The 19,748-nt window shown below is 51.9% G+C and carries 19 protein-coding genes, 1 pseudogene and 1 other annotated feature; of the genes and pseudogenes, 10 read left to right on the top strand and 10 right to left on the bottom strand.

Annotation, left to right across the window (positions count from 1 at the left end; genetic code table 11):
- Positions 1-163: 163 nt before the first annotated feature.
- Positions 164-2,761, bottom strand: coding sequence for a type I DNA topoisomerase (gene topA / locus OGV94_RS11960; RefSeq protein ID WP_087053392.1), 2,598 nt, complete (start codon positions 2,759-2,761; stop codon positions 164-166).
- 398 nt (positions 2,762-3,159) lie between these two features.
- On the opposite strand from topA, the gene OGV94_RS11965 reads away from it, so the two are divergent.
- Positions 3,160-3,411 carry a YciN family protein gene (locus OGV94_RS11965; protein ID WP_043016147.1) on the top strand — a complete coding sequence of 84 codons (252 nt, stop codon included), beginning with the start codon at positions 3,160-3,162 and terminating at the stop codon, positions 3,409-3,411.
- Positions 3,412-3,464: 53 nt separating this feature from the next.
- Here the strand turns inward: OGV94_RS11965 and sohB are convergent, their stop codons facing one another.
- The gene (gene sohB, locus OGV94_RS11970) at positions 3,465-4,511 is read right to left on the bottom strand and encodes a protease SohB (protein ID WP_286523394.1); all 1,047 of its coding nucleotides are present in this window, start codon (positions 4,509-4,511) and stop codon (positions 3,465-3,467) included.
- 220 nt (positions 4,512-4,731) lie between these two features.
- On the opposite strand from sohB, the gene OGV94_RS11975 reads away from it, so the two are divergent.
- On the top strand, positions 4,732-5,493 hold the full coding sequence (locus OGV94_RS11975; protein ID WP_043016145.1) for a YciK family oxidoreductase: 762 nt from the start codon (positions 4,732-4,734) through the stop codon (positions 5,491-5,493).
- Complete coding sequence (gene cobO, locus OGV94_RS11980; protein WP_043016144.1) at positions 5,490-6,080, top strand: cob(I)yrinic acid a,c-diamide adenosyltransferase; 591 nt, start codon at positions 5,490-5,492, stop codon at positions 6,078-6,080. Before OGV94_RS11975 ends, cobO begins: the two co-directional genes overlap by 4 nt.
- A gap of 82 nt (positions 6,081-6,162) precedes the next feature.
- Here cobO and rluB read toward each other — a convergent pair whose 3' ends face one another.
- The 3 genes from rluB to rnm form a co-directional block, all read right to left on the bottom strand.
- Positions 6,163-7,038 carry a 23S rRNA pseudouridine(2605) synthase RluB gene (gene rluB, locus OGV94_RS11985; protein WP_003020625.1) on the bottom strand — a complete coding sequence of 292 codons (876 nt, stop codon included), beginning with the start codon at positions 7,036-7,038 and terminating at the stop codon, positions 6,163-6,165.
- A gap of 100 nt (positions 7,039-7,138) precedes the next feature.
- Positions 7,139-7,759, bottom strand: coding sequence for an L-threonylcarbamoyladenylate synthase (locus OGV94_RS11990; RefSeq protein ID WP_003020628.1), 621 nt, complete (start codon positions 7,757-7,759; stop codon positions 7,139-7,141).
- Entirely contained in the window at positions 7,756-8,634 is an 879-nt protein-coding gene (gene rnm / locus OGV94_RS11995) for an RNase RNM (RefSeq protein WP_047410842.1), read from the bottom strand. The genes OGV94_RS11990 and rnm overlap by 4 nt, the downstream gene beginning before the upstream one ends.
- A gap of 135 nt (positions 8,635-8,769) precedes the next feature.
- Here rnm and trpL point away from each other — a divergent pair, with 135 nt between their 5' ends.
- The 6 genes from trpL (at position 8,770) to trpA (ending at position 15,438) form a co-directional block, all read left to right on the top strand.
- On the top strand, positions 8,770-8,814 hold the full coding sequence (gene trpL, locus OGV94_RS12000) for a trp operon leader peptide (RefSeq protein ID WP_191229385.1): 45 nt from the start codon (positions 8,770-8,772) through the stop codon (positions 8,812-8,814).
- Positions 8,791-8,885 (top strand) — a sequence feature (Trp leader region). (Overlaps the previous gene by 24 nt.)
- Before the next feature lie 23 nt (positions 8,886-8,908).
- Positions 8,909-10,471, top strand: coding sequence for an anthranilate synthase component 1 (locus OGV94_RS12005; protein WP_047410834.1), 1,563 nt, complete (start codon positions 8,909-8,911; stop codon positions 10,469-10,471).
- Complete coding sequence (trpD, locus tag OGV94_RS12010) at positions 10,471-12,066, top strand: bifunctional anthranilate synthase glutamate amidotransferase component TrpG/anthranilate phosphoribosyltransferase TrpD (protein ID WP_199994758.1); 1,596 nt, start codon at positions 10,471-10,473, stop codon at positions 12,064-12,066. Before OGV94_RS12005 ends, trpD begins: the two co-directional genes overlap by 1 nt.
- A 3-nt stretch (positions 12,067-12,069) precedes the next feature.
- A complete protein-coding gene (trpCF, locus tag OGV94_RS12015) occupies positions 12,070-13,428 on the top strand; it encodes a bifunctional indole-3-glycerol-phosphate synthase TrpC/phosphoribosylanthranilate isomerase TrpF (protein ID WP_043017898.1) in 1,359 nt (452 codons plus the stop codon).
- 10 nt (positions 13,429-13,438) lie between these two features.
- Entirely contained in the window at positions 13,439-14,632 is a 1,194-nt protein-coding gene (trpB, locus tag OGV94_RS12020) for a tryptophan synthase subunit beta (protein ID WP_043016140.1), read from the top strand.
- Positions 14,632-15,438, top strand: a complete 807-nt coding sequence (gene trpA, locus OGV94_RS12025) for a tryptophan synthase subunit alpha (protein WP_199994759.1) — start codon at positions 14,632-14,634, stop codon at positions 15,436-15,438. The genes trpB and trpA overlap by 1 nt, the downstream gene beginning before the upstream one ends.
- Before the next feature lie 32 nt (positions 15,439-15,470).
- On the opposite strand, the gene OGV94_RS12030 is transcribed toward trpA, so the two are convergent.
- From OGV94_RS12030 to OGV94_RS12040, 3 genes and pseudogenes are all read right to left on the bottom strand, one after another.
- Entirely contained in the window at positions 15,471-16,943 is a 1,473-nt protein-coding gene (locus OGV94_RS12030) for a GGDEF domain-containing protein (RefSeq protein WP_043016138.1), read from the bottom strand.
- 185 nt (positions 16,944-17,128) lie between these two features.
- Positions 17,129-17,404 carry a hypothetical protein gene (locus OGV94_RS12035; RefSeq protein WP_193144823.1) on the bottom strand — a complete coding sequence of 92 codons (276 nt, stop codon included), beginning with the start codon at positions 17,402-17,404 and terminating at the stop codon, positions 17,129-17,131.
- 133 nt (positions 17,405-17,537) lie between these two features.
- Positions 17,538-17,660, bottom strand: a pseudogene (locus OGV94_RS12040) (OmpW family outer membrane protein); the annotation flags it as partial.
- A gap of 186 nt (positions 17,661-17,846) precedes the next feature.
- Between OGV94_RS12040 and OGV94_RS12045 the strand changes: the two are divergent.
- On the top strand, positions 17,847-18,515 hold the full coding sequence (locus OGV94_RS12045; RefSeq protein ID WP_286523398.1) for an SOS response-associated peptidase: 669 nt from the start codon (positions 17,847-17,849) through the stop codon (positions 18,513-18,515).
- Between the two features lie 222 nt (positions 18,516-18,737).
- On the opposite strand, the gene OGV94_RS12050 is transcribed toward OGV94_RS12045, so the two are convergent.
- On the bottom strand, positions 18,738-19,199 hold the full coding sequence (locus tag OGV94_RS12050; protein WP_075146250.1) for an SAM-dependent methyltransferase: 462 nt from the start codon (positions 19,197-19,199) through the stop codon (positions 18,738-18,740).
- Between the two features lie 130 nt (positions 19,200-19,329).
- On the bottom strand, positions 19,330-19,707 hold the full coding sequence (locus OGV94_RS12055; protein ID WP_080625253.1) for a HumD family translesion DNA polymerase: 378 nt from the start codon (positions 19,705-19,707) through the stop codon (positions 19,330-19,332).
- Positions 19,708-19,748 lie beyond the last annotated feature (41 nt).

The raw sequence follows: 19,748 nt of genomic DNA on the forward strand, positions 1-19,748 counted from the left end.
GGCTCGTTGGCGCTGCTAATACGATTTAATAATAAAAAGTGTGTTAACTATAACCACTATATCATTTCTATGTGAGCTGTATAGTGATGAAAAAAAATAATACGCCAGAAACAAAAAGGGCCGCTTACGCGACCCTTTGAGGAGAAATTCAGCCAGAATGCTGTTATTTCTTTCCTTCTACCCATTTGCCATCAACGAAGAACGCGGACCAGCCGGTAGCCTTACCGTCTTTCTCAGCGGCAACATATTGCTGCTTAGTTTTACGGCTGAAACGAACCATGGACTTGTTGCCGTCCGGATCGGTCTGCGGCGCATCTGCCAGATAGCGCAGTTTTTCCGGCAGACGATCGCGGAAGCGGTACAACTCTTCCACTAACGGCGCACGGGTCTCACGTGATTTCGGGAACGTATTTGCCGCCAGGAAGATACCCGCAGCACCATCACGTAACACGAAATACGCGTCAGATTTTTCACACGGCAGTTCTGGCAACGGAACCGGATCCTCTTTCGGCGGAGCGACTTCACCGTTACGCAGGATCTTACGGGTATTTTTGCACTCGTCGTTGGTACACGCCATGTACTTACCGAAACGTCCCATTTTCAGGTGCATTTCAGAGCCACATTTCTCGCACTCAACGATAGGACCGTCATAACCCTTGATACGGAATTCACCCTCTTCGATCTCATAGCCGTCGCAGGTAGGGTTATTACCACATACATGCAGCTTGCGCTTAGGATCGATAAGGTAGCTGTCCATCGCCGTGCCGCACTTCTGGCAGCGTCGTTTGGCGCGCAGCGCGTTCGTTTCCGCATCGTCGCCTTCCAGCACGTTCAGCACTTCGTTTTCCGGCACCAGGTTAATGGTGGTTTTGCAACGCTCTTTTGGGGAAAGCGCGTAGCCGGAACAACCAAGGAAAACGCCGGTACTGGCGGTACGAATACCCATCTTGCGTCCGCAGGTTGGGCAATCAATACTGGTCAGCACCATCTGGTTCGGACGCATACCGCCTTCTTCAGGGTCTTTCTCAGCTTTATCCAGTTGCTGAGTAAAATCAGTGAAGAAGTTGTCGAGTACGCCCTTCCATTCGGCTTCGTGATTTGCCACCTGGTCGAGACTGTCTTCCATCTGCGCGGTAAAATCGTAGTTCATCAGTTCGCGGAAGTTTTCTTCCAGACGATCGGTGACGATTTCACCCATTTTTTCAGCATAGAAACGACGGTTCTCAACGCGAACATAACCCCGATCCTGAATCGTAGAGATGATCGACGCATACGTGGATGGGCGACCAATGCCACGTTTTTCCAGCTCTTTAACCAGCGAAGCTTCGCTGAAGCGCGCAGGCGGTTTGGTAAAGTGTTGCGCTGGCGTCAGTTCGATAAGCGTCAACGTATCGCCTTTATCTACCGCCGGTAAAATGCGATCTTCATCGCCCTTACGCAGCGCAGGCATTACTTTGGTCCAGCCATCGAAGCGCAGAATACGGCCACGCGCCTTCAGACGGAAATCACCCGCGCCCACGGTCAGCGTGGTGGAGTCATATTTGGCTGGCGTCATCTGACAGGCAACAAACTGGCGCCAGATCAGCTGATACAGTTTCTGCGCATCGGCTTCCATATCTTTCAGCGATTCCGCCTGTACGGCGACATCAGAAGGACGGATAGCTTCGTGCGCTTCCTGCGAATTCTCTTTGCTGGCGTACTGGTTCGCGCTCTCCGGCAGATACTTGTTGCCAAAATTATCGCCGATGTACTCGCGAACCATGTTCACCGCATCCTGGCTCAGGTTGGTTGAGTCAGTACGCATATACGTGATGTAGCCCGCTTCATACAAGCGCTGCGCCATCATCATAGTTTTCTTCACGCCGAAGCCCAGACGCGTGCTGGCAGCCTGCTGTAGCGTGGAGGTGATGAACGGCGCGCCCGGCTTGCTGCTGGTCGGCTTATCTTCACGTTCCAGGACGCTGTAGCGCGCTTTTTCCAACAAGCTAACGGCGGCAAGCGTTTGTTCCCGGTTGACCGGGCGGAACGGTTTGTCATTCTGATGCGTTACCTGAAGCGGTAACGCGTCGCCGCCTGGCGTAGTCGTGCTGGCATCAATCTCCCAGAACTCTTCTGGAACGAATGCTTTGATTTCGCGTTCACGCTCAACCACCAGACGCACAGCAACCGACTGTACGCGGCCAGCGGAAAGACCGCGCGCAATTTTTTTCCACAGCAACGGCGACACCATATAGCCCACAACACGGTCCATAAAGCGGCGCGCCTGTTGCGCATTCACACGGTCGATATTCAGTTCGCCCGGTTTTTCAAACGCCTGACGAATAGCGTTTTTAGTAATTTCGTTAAACACCACGCGGCTGTAGCGGGTGTCATCGCCGCCGATCACTTCCCGCAGGTGCCACGCAATGGCTTCCCCTTCGCGGTCAAGGTCGGTTGCGAGATAGATGTGGTCTGCTTTTTCAGCCAGTTGCTTCAGTTCAGAAACAACTTTTTCTTTACCGGGCAGCACTTCATAGCGCGCGTCCCAGTTGTGCCACGGGTCAACACCCATACGGTTGACGAGAGCGCCACGTTCATCCTTTTTGGGCTTTTTAGCCGTTTTGGTGGAGGTTGAGTCGGCGCTCTTTTTAGTTGCTGAGCCACTGGTCGGCAAATCACGGATATGACCGACGCTGGATTTCACCACGTAGTCATTACCCAGATACTTGTTGATCGTTTTGGCTTTTGCCGGGGACTCAACGATGACAAGAGCTTTACCCATATTCACCTTTACCTAATTTGATTCTTCCAGAATGCGTCGCACGTTGATTCACCTTCCACTGGCGACGAGACATCGATATGGTCTCTGCGTCGGCGGATATCAACCCCTTAAACTGATTCGCGCTTGTAATGTAGCTCTCATGTTACTGAGTTAACAGGATTTTTTGCTCACAAACGCTATAGCACGACGGAGTATTGGTCGAATGTCAAGCAAATCTGTTGCCAGATTGACGAAAGCGTCACACTGTACCTGATAAAATGCGTTACGCAACTTTATTAGCATGCAAAAACAAATCTCGCCAGTTGCAATCCCCTCCTAAAGCCTTCATTTAAGTCAGGGAATATTTGCCCACAAGCCGGGCTCGGCGTAGACTAATGTCCTTGTTTAAGGAGTAAATAATGCATAAAGACACTCAACCCATCGATCGCGAAACACTGCTGATTGAAGCCAACAAAATCATTCGTGAGCATGAGGACACGCTGGCGGGGATTGTCGCCACCGGCGTTACGCAGCGAAATGGCGTGCTGGTTTTCAGCGGAGATTACTTTTTAGACGAGCAAGGGCTACCAACGGCCAAAAGTACGGCGGTGTTTAATATGTTTAAACACCTGGCGCATGTACTTTCTGAAAAGTATCACTTGATCGATTAACGCGAGAAATGATTTGCCGGATGACGATGTTCGCGCCATCCGGCAATGACAATTTACATCAGCGGCTTTTGCCCCCGCTGCCACCAGCGCAGCAGTAAACGATCGGCGCTCTCGGCCGCACTGCCGGTAAAACGGTCCATCAGTTTTTTACGCTGCAGATAACGTACGTTAAACACTTCGCGACCTTTCATCAGGCTGAGAATCACCTCATCGCTGGTATTAATCTCATCCACCAGCCCGTTTGCCAGCGCCTGTTGCCCAAACCAGTGCTCCCCGGTGGCTACCTGCTCAATGTCCAGAGTCGGACGCATGCGCTGCACAAAATCTTTAAACAGGTGATGCGTTTCGTTCAGGTCTTCGCGGAATTTCTGCCGCCCTTCTTCCGTGTTCTCGCCAAGCAGCGTCAGCGTACGCTTATACTGTCCGGCCGTGTGCAGTTCGATATCAATGTCTTTCCCTTTCAGGAAGCGGTTAAAGTTCGGGATCTGTGCCACGACGCCAATAGAGCCGACGATGGCAAACGGCGCAGAGACAATTTTATCCGCCACGCAGGCCATCATATATCCGCCGCTCGCAGCGACTTTATCCACCGTGACGGTCAGTGGGATCTGCTTATCGCGCAGGCGTTGTAACTGCGACGCGGCCAGGCCATAGCCGTGTACCACACCGCCCGGGCTTTCCAGACGAACCACTACCTGATCCTGAGGTTTAACGACCGCCAGCACCGCCGTCACCTCTTCGCGTAATGCGCTAACCTCATGGGCATCCATACTGCCTTTAAAATCAAGTACCCATACACGCGGTTTATCAGATGACGTGCTGTCTCCCTGTTTTGCTTTAGCTTTGGCAGCCTTAGCCTCTTGCTTATGTTTCTTTTTCTGCGCCTTATGCCAGAACTTTTGTTGATGCCCATCCAATAGGGCCAGCGACAGGTCTTCTTTCATCTCTTTATATTGATCGCTGAGATTAATAACCCGCAATTCCCCACGCTGACGTTTGCGTTGTGTCGCGTTGACGATCAGCATAACTATCACCGCAATAGCCACCACGACAGTGACAATTTTTGCCAAAAACAGCCCATATTCAGACAACAATTCCACGAGACCCACCTTGGTTAAACAACGCTACTTTCGCTCAGTGTACAACAGCCTTGTTAACCCGTCTTGTTTCATCCACCCCGCAAGGAATCAGCAAAAAGCATGACAAAGCGTTCATTTTGCGGTGTTATTGCCTTTGGCTGATTGAAAAAGAACAGGGTTTAAGGCATAAAGCCCAAAAGTTATCGCGAACGAGATGGCCAGGCGTCGCCGAGGAGTAGCCGTGCATTATCAACCTAAACAAGACCTTCTACAGGACCGTATTATTCTGGTCACCGGTGCCAGCGACGGCATCGGACGTGAGGCCGCACAAACTTATGCGCGTTACGGCGCGACCGTTATTCTGCTAGGGCGTAATGAAGAAAAGCTGCGTCAGGTTGCCCGCACCATTGCCGATGAAAACGGTACGCAACCACACTGGTTCACGCTGGATCTGCTCACCTGTACTTCTGATGAATGCCACCAGCTCGCACAGCGTATTGCCGCGCATTTCCCGCGTCTGGATGGCGTACTGCATAATGCTGGTCTGCTCGGCGATATTTGCCCGATGAGTGAGCAAAACCCGCAGGTCTGGCAGGACGTGATGCAGGTAAACGTCAACGCCACCTTTATGCTGACCCAGGCATTGTTGCCGTTGTTGCTCAAATCCGATGCCGGATCGCTGGTCTTTACTTCTTCAAGCGTTGGCCGCCAGGGGCGCGCCAACTGGGGAGCGTATGCTACCTCCAAATTTGCTACCGAAGGAATGATGCAGGTTCTGGCAGATGAATATCAGAACCGTCACCTGCGCGTAAACTGTATCAATCCAGGCGGTACACGTACTGGTATGCGAGCCAGCGCGTTCCCGACGGAAGATCCGAACAAATTGAAAACCCCCGCCGATATTATGCCGCTCTACCTGTGGCTGATGGGCGATGACAGCCGCCGTAAAACCGGTATGACTTTCGATGCCCAACCGGGCCGTAAACCAGGAATTGCCCAATGAGTGAAGAACGCTATCAGCAGCGCCAGCAGCGCGTAAAAGACCGGGTTGACGCCCGTGTTGCCGCAGCGAAGGATGAGCGCGGGATTATTATTGTGTTCACCGGAAATGGTAAGGGTAAAACCACCGCTGCGTTTGGTACCGCCACGCGTGCGGTAGGCCACGGTAAAAAAGTCGGTGTGGTGCAATTTATTAAGGGTACGTGGCCAAACGGCGAACGAAACTTACTCGAACCCCACGGCGTAGAGTTTCAGGTTATGGCGACAGGATTTACCTGGGAAACGCAAAATCGCGAGTCCGACACCGCAGCCTGTATGGCCGTGTGGGAACACGGCAAGCGGATGCTGGCCGACGCTGAACTGGATATGGTGATACTGGACGAGCTGACCTATATGGTGGCATACGACTACCTGCCGCTTGAAGAGGTCATCAATGCCCTAAACGCGCGCCCTGCCCATCAAACGGTCATTATCACCGGTCGTGGATGCCATCGCGATATTCTGGAGTTAGCGGATACGGTCAGCGAACTACGCCCGGTCAAGCACGCGTTTGAAGCGGGTGTGAAAGCCCAAATAGGGATAGATTATTGAGTGCAGGCCGGATAAGGGTTTGCACCACATCCGGCTCCACGCTAACGCCTGATGGCGCTTTGCTTATCAGGCCTGGTCATGATTAACCGTTGTTGCTACGACCGCCCGGACGACGGCTGCTGCCGACCTGTGAGTGGCGCTTCACCGCACGACGGATCTGATTCGCCTTCATACGGCGACGATCTTTCTCGACGGCAACTTTAGAGGTCGTTTCCGGCTTCAGTTCTACCAGCTCACGCAGATAGTTGGTCTGGGCAAGATCAAGCTCCGTCCAGCCGCCACGCGGCAGGCCTTTCGGCAGCGGGATATCACCGTAACGGACACGGATAAGACGACTTACCTGCACACCCACGGCTTCCCACAGGCGACGGACCTCACGGTTACGCCCTTCGGTCAACGTAACGTTGTACCACTGGTTGATCCCTTCACCACCGCTGAACTTGATCGTTTTAAATGCCGCAGGACCATCTTCCAGCTGCACGCCACGGCTCAGATCGCGCAGTTTTGCATCATCAACCTGACCAAACACACGTACCGCATATTCACGTTCAACTTCGCGGCTTGGGTGCATCAGACGGTTAGCCAGTTCACCATCGGTGGTAAAGAGCAGTAAACCACAGGTATTCACGTCCAGACGCCCTACGGCAATCCAGCGCGCATCGCGCAGTTTTGGCAGACGATCAAACACGGTTGGACGACCTTCCGGGTCGTTACGGGTACACAGTTCACCTTCGGGCTTGTAATAGGCCAGAACGCGGCAGATTTGCTCCGCAGACTCTTTAACCGAAATCAGATGACCGTCGATACGGATTTTCAGACCCGGAGTGACTTCAACGCGATCGCCGAGCGTAGCAATTTTGCCATCAACGCTCACGCGACCCGCGGCAATTATGGATTCAATTTCACGGCGAGAACCGTGGCCAGCGCGCGCCAGCACTTTTTGTAACTTTTCGCTCATAGAGCTTCCTTTAGATGTCGCCTTCACAGGCGTCGAACAGGAGAATCAACGGCGCCAGTCAGCGCCATTTTAAGGCCGCGTAGTATAGCGGTTCGCGTCCTTATAAGAAAGGTTTAACGTCGCCGACGCCTTCACGCAACACGACCGGAGAATCGTCGGTTAAATCGATGACCGTGGTCGGCTGTTGGCCGAGATATCCGCCGTGGATAATTAAATCCACCTGTTTCTCCAGACGATCTTTAATTTCTTCCGGATCTGACTCGGTAAATTCGCTGCCCGGCAGCATCAGCGACGTAGAGAGCATCGGCTCGCCCAGCGCTTCCAGCAACGCCAGCGCAATGGGATTCGAGGGTACACGCAGGCCGATGGTCTTACGTTTTTCCTGCAACAGTCGACGTGGTACTTCTTTCGTCCCTTTCAGGATGAAGGTGTAGTTGCCCGGCGTGTTGTTTTTAATTAAACGAAAGGCCACGTTGTCGACAAACGAATAGGTCGACAGTTCAGACAAGTCACGGCACATCAGCGTAAAGTTGTGCCCGTCCGGCAGGTGACGAATGCGACAAATGCGCTCCATCGCGCCTTTATCTTCAATTTTGCAGCCCAACGCATAGCCGGAATCGGTTGGATAGACGATCACCCCACCTTTACGCACGATTTCAACGGCCTGATTGATCAGTCGCTGTTGTGGGTTTTCGGGATGAATATAAAAAAACTGGCTCATACTTTCCTCTCTGTGGTCTCGGGCTGTTCCCAGAGTTGCCAGACGCCTTCTACGCCTGCGGGCAACCAGAGTTTACGCCCCAGCTCAATCCATGGACAGGGTAGATGAAAATCAGACCCTTGCGATGCCCACAGTTGATGCGAACGCGCAAGCGTCGCCAGATGGGTGCGTTCATTGGGAGACTGCTGGCACTGTGCCACTTCCATCGCGTCGCCGCGATGTTCAGCAAAATGCGCAACCAGTCTTTTCAGCCACTTAGCGCTAAGATCGTACCGCCCAGGATGAGCCAGAACTGCCTTACCGCCAGAATGATGAATGACATCAATAGCTTGTTCTATTGTACACCACTGTGGCGGAACGTAACCGGTTTTCCCACGGGCAAGATATTTTTTAAAGACATCCGCCATGGTTGTGGCTTTTCCGCATTCCACCAGAAAACGCGCAAAATGGCCCCGGGTAACCGCCCCGCCATCAGCAAGACGTAACGCCCCTTCCCACGCCCCGGGAATATGCGCTTTATCGAGCCGTTCGGCAATCAGGCGTGCGCGCTGCTGACGACGTTCCGTTTGTTGCGCCAGAAAATCGCGCATCATTGGATGGGCGGTATCAATGTTCAGACCCACTATATGGATCTCATGATTTTCCCAGACCGTTGATATTTCGACGCCGGGGATCAAATTTAACGCTAAACCCGAACGTGAAATTTCTTCTCTTGCCGCCGCAATACCCGCCGTGGTGTCATGATCGGTGATCGCCAGTGTACCGACTCGCATCTCTACCGCACGGTGTACTAAGGCTTCTGGCGTTAATCGTCCATCGGAGGCTGTAGTATGACTGTGCAGGTCATAAATCACTGCGTAATTCGTGTCGCTCAAGGCGGCTCCCGTTTCAATAAATGTCTTAACACGCTCATCATAGCGGTTTCGACAAATATACTGAAATCAGGTGTTGACTTTATTCCATCGAACTAGTTAACTAGTACGCAAGTTCACATGAAGAAGGTATCTGAGATGAAAGCAACATTTTTTCTGCACGGTTGGTGGCGCACTTCCTGATTTCGGGCAGTGTCTTACGTCTGCAATATGCAACCAGATACCCGGCCCGCCAAATGAGCGGGCTTTTTTTTGAACAAAATTAATGAGAATAACGATGCAAACTCAAAAACCGACACTCGAACTGCTAGCCTGCGATGCCGCCTACCGTGAAAATCCAACGGCGCTGTTTCACCAGGTGTGTGGCGCACGCCCGGCCACGCTGCTGCTGGAATCTGCCGATATCGACAGCAAAGACGATCTGAAAAGCCTGCTGCTGGTCGACAGCGCATTACGCATTACCGCCCTCGGTGACGCTGTCACTATTCAGGCATTATCCGCAAACGGCGCATCGCTGCTGCCCCTGCTGGATGCCGCTCTGCCAGCTGGCGTTGAGAACGAACAACAACCAAATGGCCGTCATCTGCGATTCCCTGCCGTCAGCCCGCTGCTTGATGAAGACGCTCGCTTATGCTCCCTTTCCGTATTTGATGCTTTCCGTTTATTGCAGGAGCTGGTTAATGTTCCTGCGCAAGAACGTGAAGCCATGTTCTTCGGCGGTCTGTTTTCCTACGACCTGGTTGCCGGTTTTGAAGAGTTACCACAACTTGAAGCGGGCAACCGTTGCCCTGACTACTGCTTCTATCTGGCTGAAACGCTGATGGTGATCGACCACCAGAAGAAAAGTACCCGCATTCAGGCCAGCGTATTTACCCCTGACGATGTAGAAAAACAGCGACTCAACGCCCGACTGGCGCAGTTGAGCCAGCAGCTTACCGAGCCTGCGCCGCCGCTGCCCGTCACTGAAGTCCCGCAGATGCGCTGTGAATGCAATCAGAGCGATGAAGAATTTGGCGCCGTGGTGCGTGGGATGCAAAAAGCCATTCGCGCGGGCGAAATTTTCCAGGTTGTTCCGTCCCGCCGTTTCTCGCTGCCCTGCCCGTCACCGCTGGCAGCCTACTATGTCCTGAAGAAAAGTAACCCCAGCCCGTACATGTTTTTCATGCAGGACAACGATTTCACGCTGTTTGGCGCCTCCCCGGAAAGCTCACTGAAATACGATGCCACCAGTCGCCAGATTGAAATCTACCCGATTGCCGGAACCCGCCCACGCGGTCGTCGTGCAGACGGTTCGCTTGACCGCGATCTCGACAGCCGTATTGAGCTGGAGATGCGTACAGACCATAAAGAGCTTTCCGAGCACCTGATGCTGGTTGACCTTGCGCGTAACGACCTGGCGCGCATTTGTACGCCGGGCAGCCGCTACGTTGCTGATCTGACCAAAGTGGATCGGTACTCCTTCGTGATGCACCTGGTTTCCCGGGTAGTAGGCGAGCTGCGTAGCGATCTGGATGTGCTGCATGCTTACCGTGCCTGCATGAACATGGGCACGCTTAGCGGCGCGCCGAAGGTTCGCGCCATGCAGCTTATCGCCGAAGCCGAAGGTCGCCGCCGCGGCAGCTATGGCGGCGCGGTAGGTTACTTCACGGCCCATGGCGATCTGGACACCTGTATTGTGATTCGTTCTGCTCTCGTGGAAGACGGTATTGCCACCGTGCAGGCCGGCGCCGGGATTGTGCTGGATTCTGTTCCACAGTCTGAAGCCGATGAGACCCGTAATAAAGCACGAGCGGTTCTGCGTGCTATCGCCACCGCGCACCACGCACAGGAGACTTTCTAATGGCTGACATTCTGCTGCTCGATAATATCGACTCTTTTACTTATAACCTGGCAGATCAGCTGCGCACTAACGGTCACAACGTGGTGATTTACCGCAACCATATTCCGGCCCAGACGTTAATTGACCGCTTAGCAACCATGAAAAACCCGGTGCTGATGCTCTCTCCGGGTCCTGGTGCGCCAAGCGAAGCCGGCTGCATGCCGGAGCTGTTAACCCGCCTGCGCGGCAAACTGCCAATTATCGGCATTTGTCTGGGGCATCAGGCGATTGTTGAAGCCTATGGTGGTTATGTCGGTCAGGCTGGCGAAATCCTGCACGGCAAAGCGTCCAGCATTGAACACGACGGCCAGGCAATGTTCGCCGGTCTGGCAAATCCGCTGCCGGTGGCGCGCTACCATTCGCTGGTTGGCAGTAATGTGCCCGCCGGATTGACCATCAACGCCCACTTTAACGGCATGGTGATGGCGGTGCGTCACGACACCGATCGCGTCTGCGGCTTCCAGTTCCATCCGGAATCCATTCTGACTACCCAGGGCGCGCGTCTGCTGGAGCAAACGCTGGCCTGGGCGCAACAGAAGCTCGAACAGACCAATACGCTGCAACCCATTCTGGAGAAACTGTATCAGGCTCAGACGTTGTCTCAGCAGGAAAGCCACCAGCTGTTTTCTGCTGTGGTACGCGGTGAACTGAAGCCGGAACAACTGGCTGCAGCACTGGTGAGCATGAAAATCCGTGGTGAACACCCGAATGAAATTGCCGGTGCGGCAACCGCGCTACTGGAAAACGCCGCTCCGTTCCCGCGTCCTGATTATCTGTTTGCCGATATTGTCGGTACCGGCGGCGACGGCAGCAACAGTATCAATATTTCTACCGCCAGCGCGTTTGTTGCGGCGGCTTGCGGATTGAAAGTCGCCAAACACGGCAACCGCAGCGTATCCAGCAAATCGGGTTCTTCGGATCTGTTAGCGGCATTTGGTATCAATCTGGATATGAACGCCGATAAATCCCGTCAGGCGCTTGACGACCTCGGGGTGTGCTTCCTGTTTGCGCCGAAATATCACACCGGATTTCGCCATGCCATGCCGGTACGCCAACAGTTGAAAACCCGCACGCTCTTTAACGTGCTCGGCCCACTGATTAACCCGGCGCATCCGCCGCTGGCACTGATCGGCGTATACAGTCCAGAACTGGTGCTGCCGATTGCCGAAACGCTGCGCGTATTGGGATATCAGCGGGCAGCCGTAGTGCACAGTGGCGGCATGGATGAGGTTTCATTGCATGCGCCGACCATTGTGGCAGAGCTGCACGATGGCGAAATCAAGAGTTATCAACTGACGGCGGAAGACTTTGGCCTGACGCCATACCACCAGGAACAGCTGGCTGGCGGCACGCCGGAAGAAAACCGTGACATTCTTAGTCGCTTGTTACAAGGTAAAGGTGAAGCCGCTCATGAAGCTGCTGTTGCCGCAAATGTCGCCATGTTAATGCGCCTGCACGGTGAAGAAGATTTAAAAACCAATGCGCAAACCGTGATTAATGTACTGCGCAGCGGTGCGGCCTATGACCGCGTCACTGCACTGGCAGCAAGAGGGTAAATGATGCAAACCGTTTTAGCGAAAATTGTCGCAGACAAGGCGATTTGGGTAGAAGCCCGCAAACAGCAACAACCGCTGGCCAGCTTTCAGAATGATGTTCAACCCAGCTCTCGCGATTTCTACGATGCGCTGCAGGGTGCGCGCACCGCCTTTATTCTGGAGTGCAAAAAAGCGTCTCCGTCAAAAGGCGTGATCCGCGATGACTTTGACCCGGAACAGATTGCGGGGATATATAAACATTATGCTTCCGCAATTTCCGTCCTGACCGATGAGAAATATTTCCAGGGGAGCTTTGATTTCCTGCCCATCGTCAGCCGGATCGCACCGCAGCCGATTCTGTGTAAGGATTTTATTATCGATCCATACCAGATTTACCTGGCACGTTTCTACCAGGCGGACGCCTGTCTGCTGATGCTGTCGGTGCTTGATGATGAGCAATACCGTCAACTCGCCGCCGTCGCCCACAGTTTGAAAATGGGCGTACTGACCGAAGTCAGTAACGAAGAAGAGCTGGAGCGTGCTATCGCTCTGGGCGCCAAAGTCGTTGGTATCAATAACCGTGATTTACGCGATCTGTCGATTGATCTGAATCGCACCCGCCAGTTGGCGCCGCGACTGGGTCATGGCGTAACCGTCATCAGCGAGTCCGGCATCAATACCTATGGTCAGGTGCGCGAGCTCAGCCACTTCGCCAACGGTTTTCTGATTGGCTCCGCGCTGATGTCGCACGATGATCTGCATGCCGCCGTACGTCGCGTACTCCTTGGCGAGAATAAAGTCTGCGGTTTAACCCGGGCTCAGGATGCAAACGCGGCATACGAAGCGGGCGCCATTTACGGTGGCTTGATTTTTGTGCCCACATCGCCGCGCGCGATCGGCGTTGAACAGGCGCGAGAGGTCATGACCGGCGCGCCGCTGCAATACGTCGGGGTGTTTCGCAACACAGAGATTAGCGACGTGCGTGAAATAGCGGCTGCTTTGGGACTCACTGCCGTGCAACTGCATGGTAGTGAAGACCAGATCTATATTGATGCACTACGCGATGCGCTACCCGCGCAGGTACAAATCTGGAAGGCGCTGAGCGTCAGCGAGACCTTGCCAGCCCGTGATTATCAGCATGTCGATAAATACGTATTCGACAATGGTCAGGGCGGCAGCGGTCAACGCTTCGACTGGTCACTTTTAGGCGGACAATCGCTGGATAACGTTTTACTGGCTGGCGGACTCGGCGCAGATAACTGCGTTGACGCGGCAAAGGCCGGCTGTGCCGGTCTCGATTTCAATTCTGGCGTAGAGTCACAGCCGGGCATCAAGGATGCACGTCTTTTGGCTTCGGTCTTTCAGACGCTGCGCGCATATTAAGGAAAAGGACATGACAACATTACTCAATCCATATTTTGGTGAATTTGGCGGTATGTATGTGCCACAGATTCTGATGCCTGCCCTGCGCCAGCTGGAAGAAGCTTTTGTCAGCGCGCAAAAAGATCCTGAATTTCAGGCGCAGTTTACAGACCTGCTGAAAAACTATGCTGGTCGCCCAACCGCACTGACCAAGTGCCAGAACATTACTCAAGGCACTAACACGACGCTGTATCTCAAACGTGAAGATTTACTGCACGGCGGCGCGCACAAAACTAACCAGGTACTGGGCCAGGCGTTGCTGGCGAAGCGTATGGGTAAAACAGAGATCATCGCCGAAACCGGCGCGGGTCAGCACGGTGTTGCATCAGCTCTCGCCAGCGCACTGCTGGGGTTGAAATGCCGTATTTATATGGGTGCGAAAGACGTTGAACGCCAGTCGCCTAACGTTTTCCGTATGCGTCTTATGGGTGCTGAAGTCATCCCGGTTCACAGCGGTTCCGCAACGCTGAAAGATGCCTGTAACGAAGCGCTGCGCGACTGGTCTGGCAGCTACGATACCGCGCACTATATGCTCGGTACGGCGGCAGGTCCGCACCCCTTCCCGACCATTGTTCGTGAATTCCAGCGCATGATCGGTGAAGAAACCAAAGCACAGATCCTCGAAAAAGAGGGGCGCCTGCCGGACGCCGTTATCGCCTGCGTGGGCGGCGGTTCTAACGCTATCGGTATGTTCGCCGACTTTATTAATGAAGCCAGCGTCGGTCTGATTGGTGTAGAGCCAGGCGGTCACGGGATTGAGTCCGGGGAACATGGCGCGCCATTGAAACATGGCCGTGTCGGGATTTACTTCGGCATGAAGTCCCCCATGATGCAGACCGAAGAAGGACAGATTGAAGAGTCTTACTCTGTATCTGCGGGGCTGGACTTCCCGTCAGTCGGACCACAGCATGCGTATCTGAACAGCATTGGTCGCGCCGATTATGTTTCGATCACCGACGATGAAGCGCTGGAAGCCTTCAAAACGCTGTGTCTGCACGAGGGGATTATTCCGGCACTGGAGTCCTCCCATGCCCTGGCGCACGCATTGAAAATGATGCGTGAAAACCCGGAAAAAGAGCAGCTACTGGTGGTTAATCTCTCCGGTCGCGGCGACAAAGACATTTTCACCGTACACGATATTCTGAAAGCGCGAGGGGAAATCTGATGGAACGTTACGAAAACCTGTTTGCACAGCTGAAGGACCGCAAAGAAGGTGCTTTTGTCCCCTTCGTAACCCTGGGCGATCCGTCTGTAGAGCAGTCACTGAAAATCATTGATACGCTGATTGAAGCCGGTGCCGATGCTCTTGAGCTCGGTATTCCGTTCTCCGATCCGCTGGCTGACGGTCCAACGATTCAGGAAGCCACCCTGCGTGCGTTTGCCGCCGGCGTTACGCCGTCGCAATGCTTTGAAATGCTGGCGCTGATTCGCCAGAAGCACCCAACTATTCCCATTGGGTTGCTGATGTATGCCAACCTGGTGTTCAGTAAGGGCATTGATGAGTTTTACGCCCAGTGCGAAAAAGTAGGTGTGGATTCGGTGCTTGTAGCCGATGTTCCCGTTGAGGAATCCGCGCCATTCAGAGCTGCGGCACTGCGCCACAACATCGCACCTATTTTTATCTGTCCGCCGAACGCCGATGAAGAACTGCTGCGCCAGATTGCCTCTTACGGTCGCGGCTATACCTACCTGCTTTCGCGTGCAGGTGTTACCGGTGCGGAAAATCGTGCGGCGTTACCGCTGCATCACCTGGTCGAAAAATTGAAAGAATATGATGCGCCGCCTTCTTTACAGGGGTTCGGTATCTCTGCGCCTGAACAGGTAGCCGGTGCTATTGAAGCCGGCGCTGCTGGCGCAATTTCCGGCTCGGCGATTGTGAAAATCATTGAGAAGAATGTTGCGGTACCAGAACAAATGCTGGCTGAGCTGAAAGCTTTTGTCAGCGCGATGAAAGCCGCCACCCGCCAGTAAGCTACATCAACCGCCAGAAACTTCTGGCGGTTTTATCCCTCTTTCTTGTGCTTCATTTTATACATGGCGTTATCCGCATTCTGAATCGCCACATCCAATTCGCCGTTCACCTCTGCAATCCCCCACGAGACTGACAATGGCACGGTATGGCCGTCCACCACAAACACATGGCTGGTCACCTGCCCGCTAATACGTTGCGCGATCGCGAAGGCGTCATTAGCCTGCGAGCGAAACAGCAGGATCATAAATTCATCCCCGCCGGTACGGATCACAATATCGTGACTGGTGCGGGTGTTTGACAACATCCTGTTGGCAATAATTTGCAGCGCACGATCGCCCGCCGCATGGCCCCAGGTATCATTGACGGCCTTAAACTTATTGCAGTCCAGTAGCACCACCGAACAGTGTGATAAATCACGGCGCTTAATGATGTCGAGAATTCGACGATTAAAACAGCCGGTCAGCGTATCAATATAAACTTTAAGATCGCTTTCGTTCAGCCATGATTTTAACGAGAAACTAATGATGATGAAAAAGAACGGCGCCAGCAGCATAACGATTCCTGCATGCGGGTCGCGCGCCATAAAACGGCCTAATGAAAGTGAATAGTGCAGTGCATATTTCTCCGAAAAATTGCGCACCATAAAGCGGGATTGACCGTTACATTTACCGGATAAGCAGAGACTCTCATTATTGGTTAAATTCACCAACTCCACATTCAGCTCCGGTGGAATTTGGTCGTCAAAGGCCTGAGCCAACGCTTCCTGTAATTCTGGCTTTGAATGGTCATAGACCAGATAGGCCACAATTTGGTCTGATATCTCTTTACCAGACAGATCGTAGATATAGCTCACCACGCTATAAGCTTTTTCACCGGTAATTTTATCGGTATAAAAGTTCGTGGAACTAAGGGCTTTATTTTTGACATTTTTCTGCAACAGTCGGGTATAGAAATCGACCGGCGGATAGAAAAATTGGGTAATATCCCGCGCCATTTCAGAATTAGAGAAACTGAAATTGCGCGAATCAGAAGCCATAAACCAGTAAAAATAATCTGAATTTTTGGCAATAATATAACGATGTGCATCGAAGCTGCCTGGGTTCAGCTCATTGACCATGCCGCGAATAAACTCCGCCGCCGTATACATACACAGCGCGTTGTGACCGATTTGCTGGGCAACCATTGTCCCCGTCGCCGAATGCAGCCGCTTTGGGTCGGCGTTAATTCCCCATTCATTCTCATAGCGGGGAACAAATTGTGAAATATCGCCGCATTGTTCACCCGTTTTGATATGGTGATAGCGCTCACCAATCGCATCGGCGATCAGCTCGTTATCGTTAAAAATGTCCATCATGCGCGCTTGCAGGCGGTTAACACCTTCGCTGGCTGCAGCCATACGCTGCTCATAAATAATAAACAGAAACAACGAGGTAAATATCAACGTAATGAGCCCTGATACCAGCAGTGCCTGCCTGTTTCTGAGCTTGTCCTGCACAATCTTCACGAGTCCACCCTGATAGTTAACATATTGCCAAACCGGTTACCCGTTTTTGTTGTTGCATAACTGCGCTGTACGTTGATTGAGAATATTAACCTTCCCTAAGCTGATGAGTTAGAAGCCCGTTGTTATGCGAGCTAAAGTTACAGACTTATACAATAAAAGCGCATTTTTGTTAACATAAATGCAAACTAATCATCACCCTCAATCGGATATCCTGCCCGACGAATGGCCTCACGACAATCGCTCACGCCTGCGGCGTAGCCCGCTTCAATCTCACAAACCGGACTGGCGCTGCAAAAAGGTAGTGTAACCGGAGTCGCAATACGTTTTTCCAGCGTCTCAATTTTATCCATATAAATCAGTAAGTCACGCGCGGCACTCACGGCAAACGCTGCCGTTTGATCTTCGGTGAATGGTTCCAGAAGCGTGATTTTTTGTTGTAGCAGGTGGCGAGTCAACATCATTGTGAATGCCCTCAAAGCCAGTTTGCTTAAAGAGTAGCATTACATCGACGGGGAGAGTGGCTGGAAGAAATAAATGGGCAATAAAAAAAGCTGACCGTGGAGCGATCAGCCTTTCAGCATTTTAATCACGGACTTAGAAGCGATAACCCGCAGAGAACATAAACACCCACGGATCGAGGCGTACGCTGTCATGCTGCTGCGCGCCAGCCAGTTTGTAGCTCGCGGTGGTATCGATATCCATGTACCAGACCGATATACATCTGATTTTACACTATCAGCATGAATTAAAAGCGTTTTATTGATATTTTTCCATCTCTAAATCAACATTTAGAAGGTGTTGTAAGCTTATGATTAGCCGATAGATTTAAATAGTTTTGCAGAACGTATTTTATAAGATATTCATTGAGTACCTATACTTTCAGTCTGGAGACTGGAGGTGTCTATGTGTGGACGTTTCGTTCAATCAATGACGCGTGAAGATTATCTCGCCCTACTCGCTGATGAGGCCGAACTCGACATACCATACGATCCCGAACCAATCGGTCGTTTTAACGTCGCGCCAGGCACCAAAGTTCTGCTACTGAGCGAACGTGATGAGCTGTTGCATCTTGATCCAGTTATCTGGGGATACGCCCCCGGTTGGTGGGATAAACCGCCACTCATTAACGCACGGTCTGAAACTGCGGCCACCAGCAGAATGTTTAAACCACTCTGGCAACATGGTCGCGCAATTTGCTTTGCTGATGGCTGGTACGAATGGAAAAAGGAAGGTGACATAAAGCAGCCCTACTTTATTCATCGAGCCGATGGCCAGCCGATTTTCATGGCGGCGATCGGCAGCACACCATTCGAACTTGGAGATGAAGCTGAAGGATTCCTGATAGTAACAGCTGCTGCCGATAAAGGACTGGTAGATATTCACGACAGGCGGCCACTGGTACTGTCACCAGATGCTGCTCGCGAATGGATGAAGCAGGACGTTGGAGGGAAAGAAGCAGCGGAAATTGCAGCCGACTGTTCCGTGCCGGCTGATCAATTCATATGGCACGCTGTGACGCGTGCCGTTGGGAATGTTAATAATCAGGGAAATCAGTTAATTCAGCCAATATGACTAAACAGTAGTTAGATAGTTCAATTGCAACCATGTAATAAGTAACAATTTTACCGAATACATCGCCCTAGTCGATTCAATATACAATCTATTAGCATTGTCACCTTCTTGTTGAAAGGTATATAAAGGTGAGGGGTATAACCTCACCTTATTTATTATCATCTCAGAACGTGGAATATCAGAAACTACATTGTTCTGAGCGTTTTTGTACTGCCATAACAATTAAAAAACTTTCGACCAGTCAAAATTCGAAGACGCCTCCAATGATTTAGGCCAGTGAGAAAGATAAGATGGTGTAACTGGATTTTCCACCCTGTCAAGACTCGGTGTATAAGGTTTAAGATCTATAACCGGACTTCCATTGTTCGCGTCAATCCAGGATATAATCAAAATACCTTTGTCTAAATCAATATCAATTATTTGTACTATTGTGAGAGCAATTGGGTTTGGTCTCTGAGGGGTACGAGTCGAAAACACACCTAACGCTTCCTCAGAATATGGTGCTGACGTTATCATTTTCTGTCGAGATAATGGAGCATCACATCCATTACACCACCACAAAACATTGGTATGACTGAATTCTTCTAATCCTTTCAGACCAACGCGATAGGGGGGATCAAGAACAATGCTTATATCATCATTAATAACCTTAATTTTCCCTATGGCATCAATATATTTTCTCATAGCATCTCCTTAACAAAAATAATTAAAATTGAATTTATGTTCAGATATGCCGTCGACGACACTGACAATCCTGAATTAACTTTCAAGCTATTGCAACAGTCGAAAAATGAAACGCCCTTCTGTAGCCTCTTCACATCACCGGACAATCATCAAACTCCGCGTTCCTGGCATCATTAATGATGTACGTGATCACTCCAAATACCGTGAAACCATCATCATCAATAGGGTGCGCTTCCCTTCTCCCGTTCTCCAGATTAATCAGGTGGGGCTGAGGATGTTTTTGGTATCGCTTGATTCTGAACTCCCCGTCTATTGCACATATCAGCAGCGAACCATCACAGGCAGAAAGCGACGCATCTACAACAAGTAGCGCCCCCTGGAGTATTCCTTCCCTGAAATGTGAACGCGATGCCCGCATGAAATATGTCGCTGCGGGCTGGTCGATTAGTTGCTGATCGAGTGAAATCGTCGTTTCAACGTAACCGCTGGCTGGTGAAGGGAACCCCATATCTAAAGTCCTCCGTTTGGATTGAACAGCTGAAAGGTACG

The sequence above is a fragment of the Citrobacter sp. Ce006 genome, from assembly GCF_030336535.1.
GTDB lineage: Bacteria > Pseudomonadota > Gammaproteobacteria > Enterobacterales > Enterobacteriaceae > Citrobacter > Citrobacter europaeus.

Bases quoted from the DNA above. Each gene is read 5' to 3' on its own strand.
- OGV94_RS12050 (WP_075146250.1), bottom strand. From the start codon at position 19,199: ATGAGAAAATATATTGATGCCATAGGGAAAATTAAGGTTATTAATGAT.
- trpB (WP_043016140.1), top strand. From the start codon at position 13,439: ATGACAACATTACTCAATCCATATTTTGGTGAATTTGGCGGTATGTAT.
- OGV94_RS12035 (WP_193144823.1), bottom strand. From the start codon at position 17,404: ATGATGTTGACTCGCCACCTGCTACAACAAAAAATCACGCTTCTGGAA.
- OGV94_RS12005 (WP_047410834.1), top strand. From the start codon at position 8,909: ATGCAAACTCAAAAACCGACACTCGAACTGCTAGCCTGCGATGCCGCC.
- trpD (WP_199994758.1), top strand. From the start codon at position 10,471: ATGGCTGACATTCTGCTGCTCGATAATATCGACTCTTTTACTTATAAC.
- OGV94_RS12045 (WP_286523398.1), top strand. From the start codon at position 17,847: ATGTGTGGACGTTTCGTTCAATCAATGACGCGTGAAGATTATCTCGCC.
- OGV94_RS12055 (WP_080625253.1), bottom strand. From the start codon at position 19,707: ATGGGGTTCCCTTCACCAGCCAGCGGTTACGTTGAAACGACGATTTCA.
- OGV94_RS11965 (WP_043016147.1), top strand. From the start codon at position 3,160: ATGCATAAAGACACTCAACCCATCGATCGCGAAACACTGCTGATTGAA.
- rluB (WP_003020625.1), bottom strand. From the start codon at position 7,038: ATGAGCGAAAAGTTACAAAAAGTGCTGGCGCGCGCTGGCCACGGTTCT.
- trpCF (WP_043017898.1), top strand. From the start codon at position 12,070: ATGCAAACCGTTTTAGCGAAAATTGTCGCAGACAAGGCGATTTGGGTA.
- trpA (WP_199994759.1), top strand. From the start codon at position 14,632: ATGGAACGTTACGAAAACCTGTTTGCACAGCTGAAGGACCGCAAAGAA.
- topA (WP_087053392.1), bottom strand. From the start codon at position 2,761: ATGGGTAAAGCTCTTGTCATCGTTGAGTCCCCGGCAAAAGCCAAAACG.
- OGV94_RS11990 (WP_003020628.1), bottom strand. From the start codon at position 7,759: ATGAGCCAGTTTTTTTATATTCATCCCGAAAACCCACAACAGCGACTG.
- cobO (WP_043016144.1), top strand. From the start codon at position 5,490: ATGAGTGAAGAACGCTATCAGCAGCGCCAGCAGCGCGTAAAAGACCGG.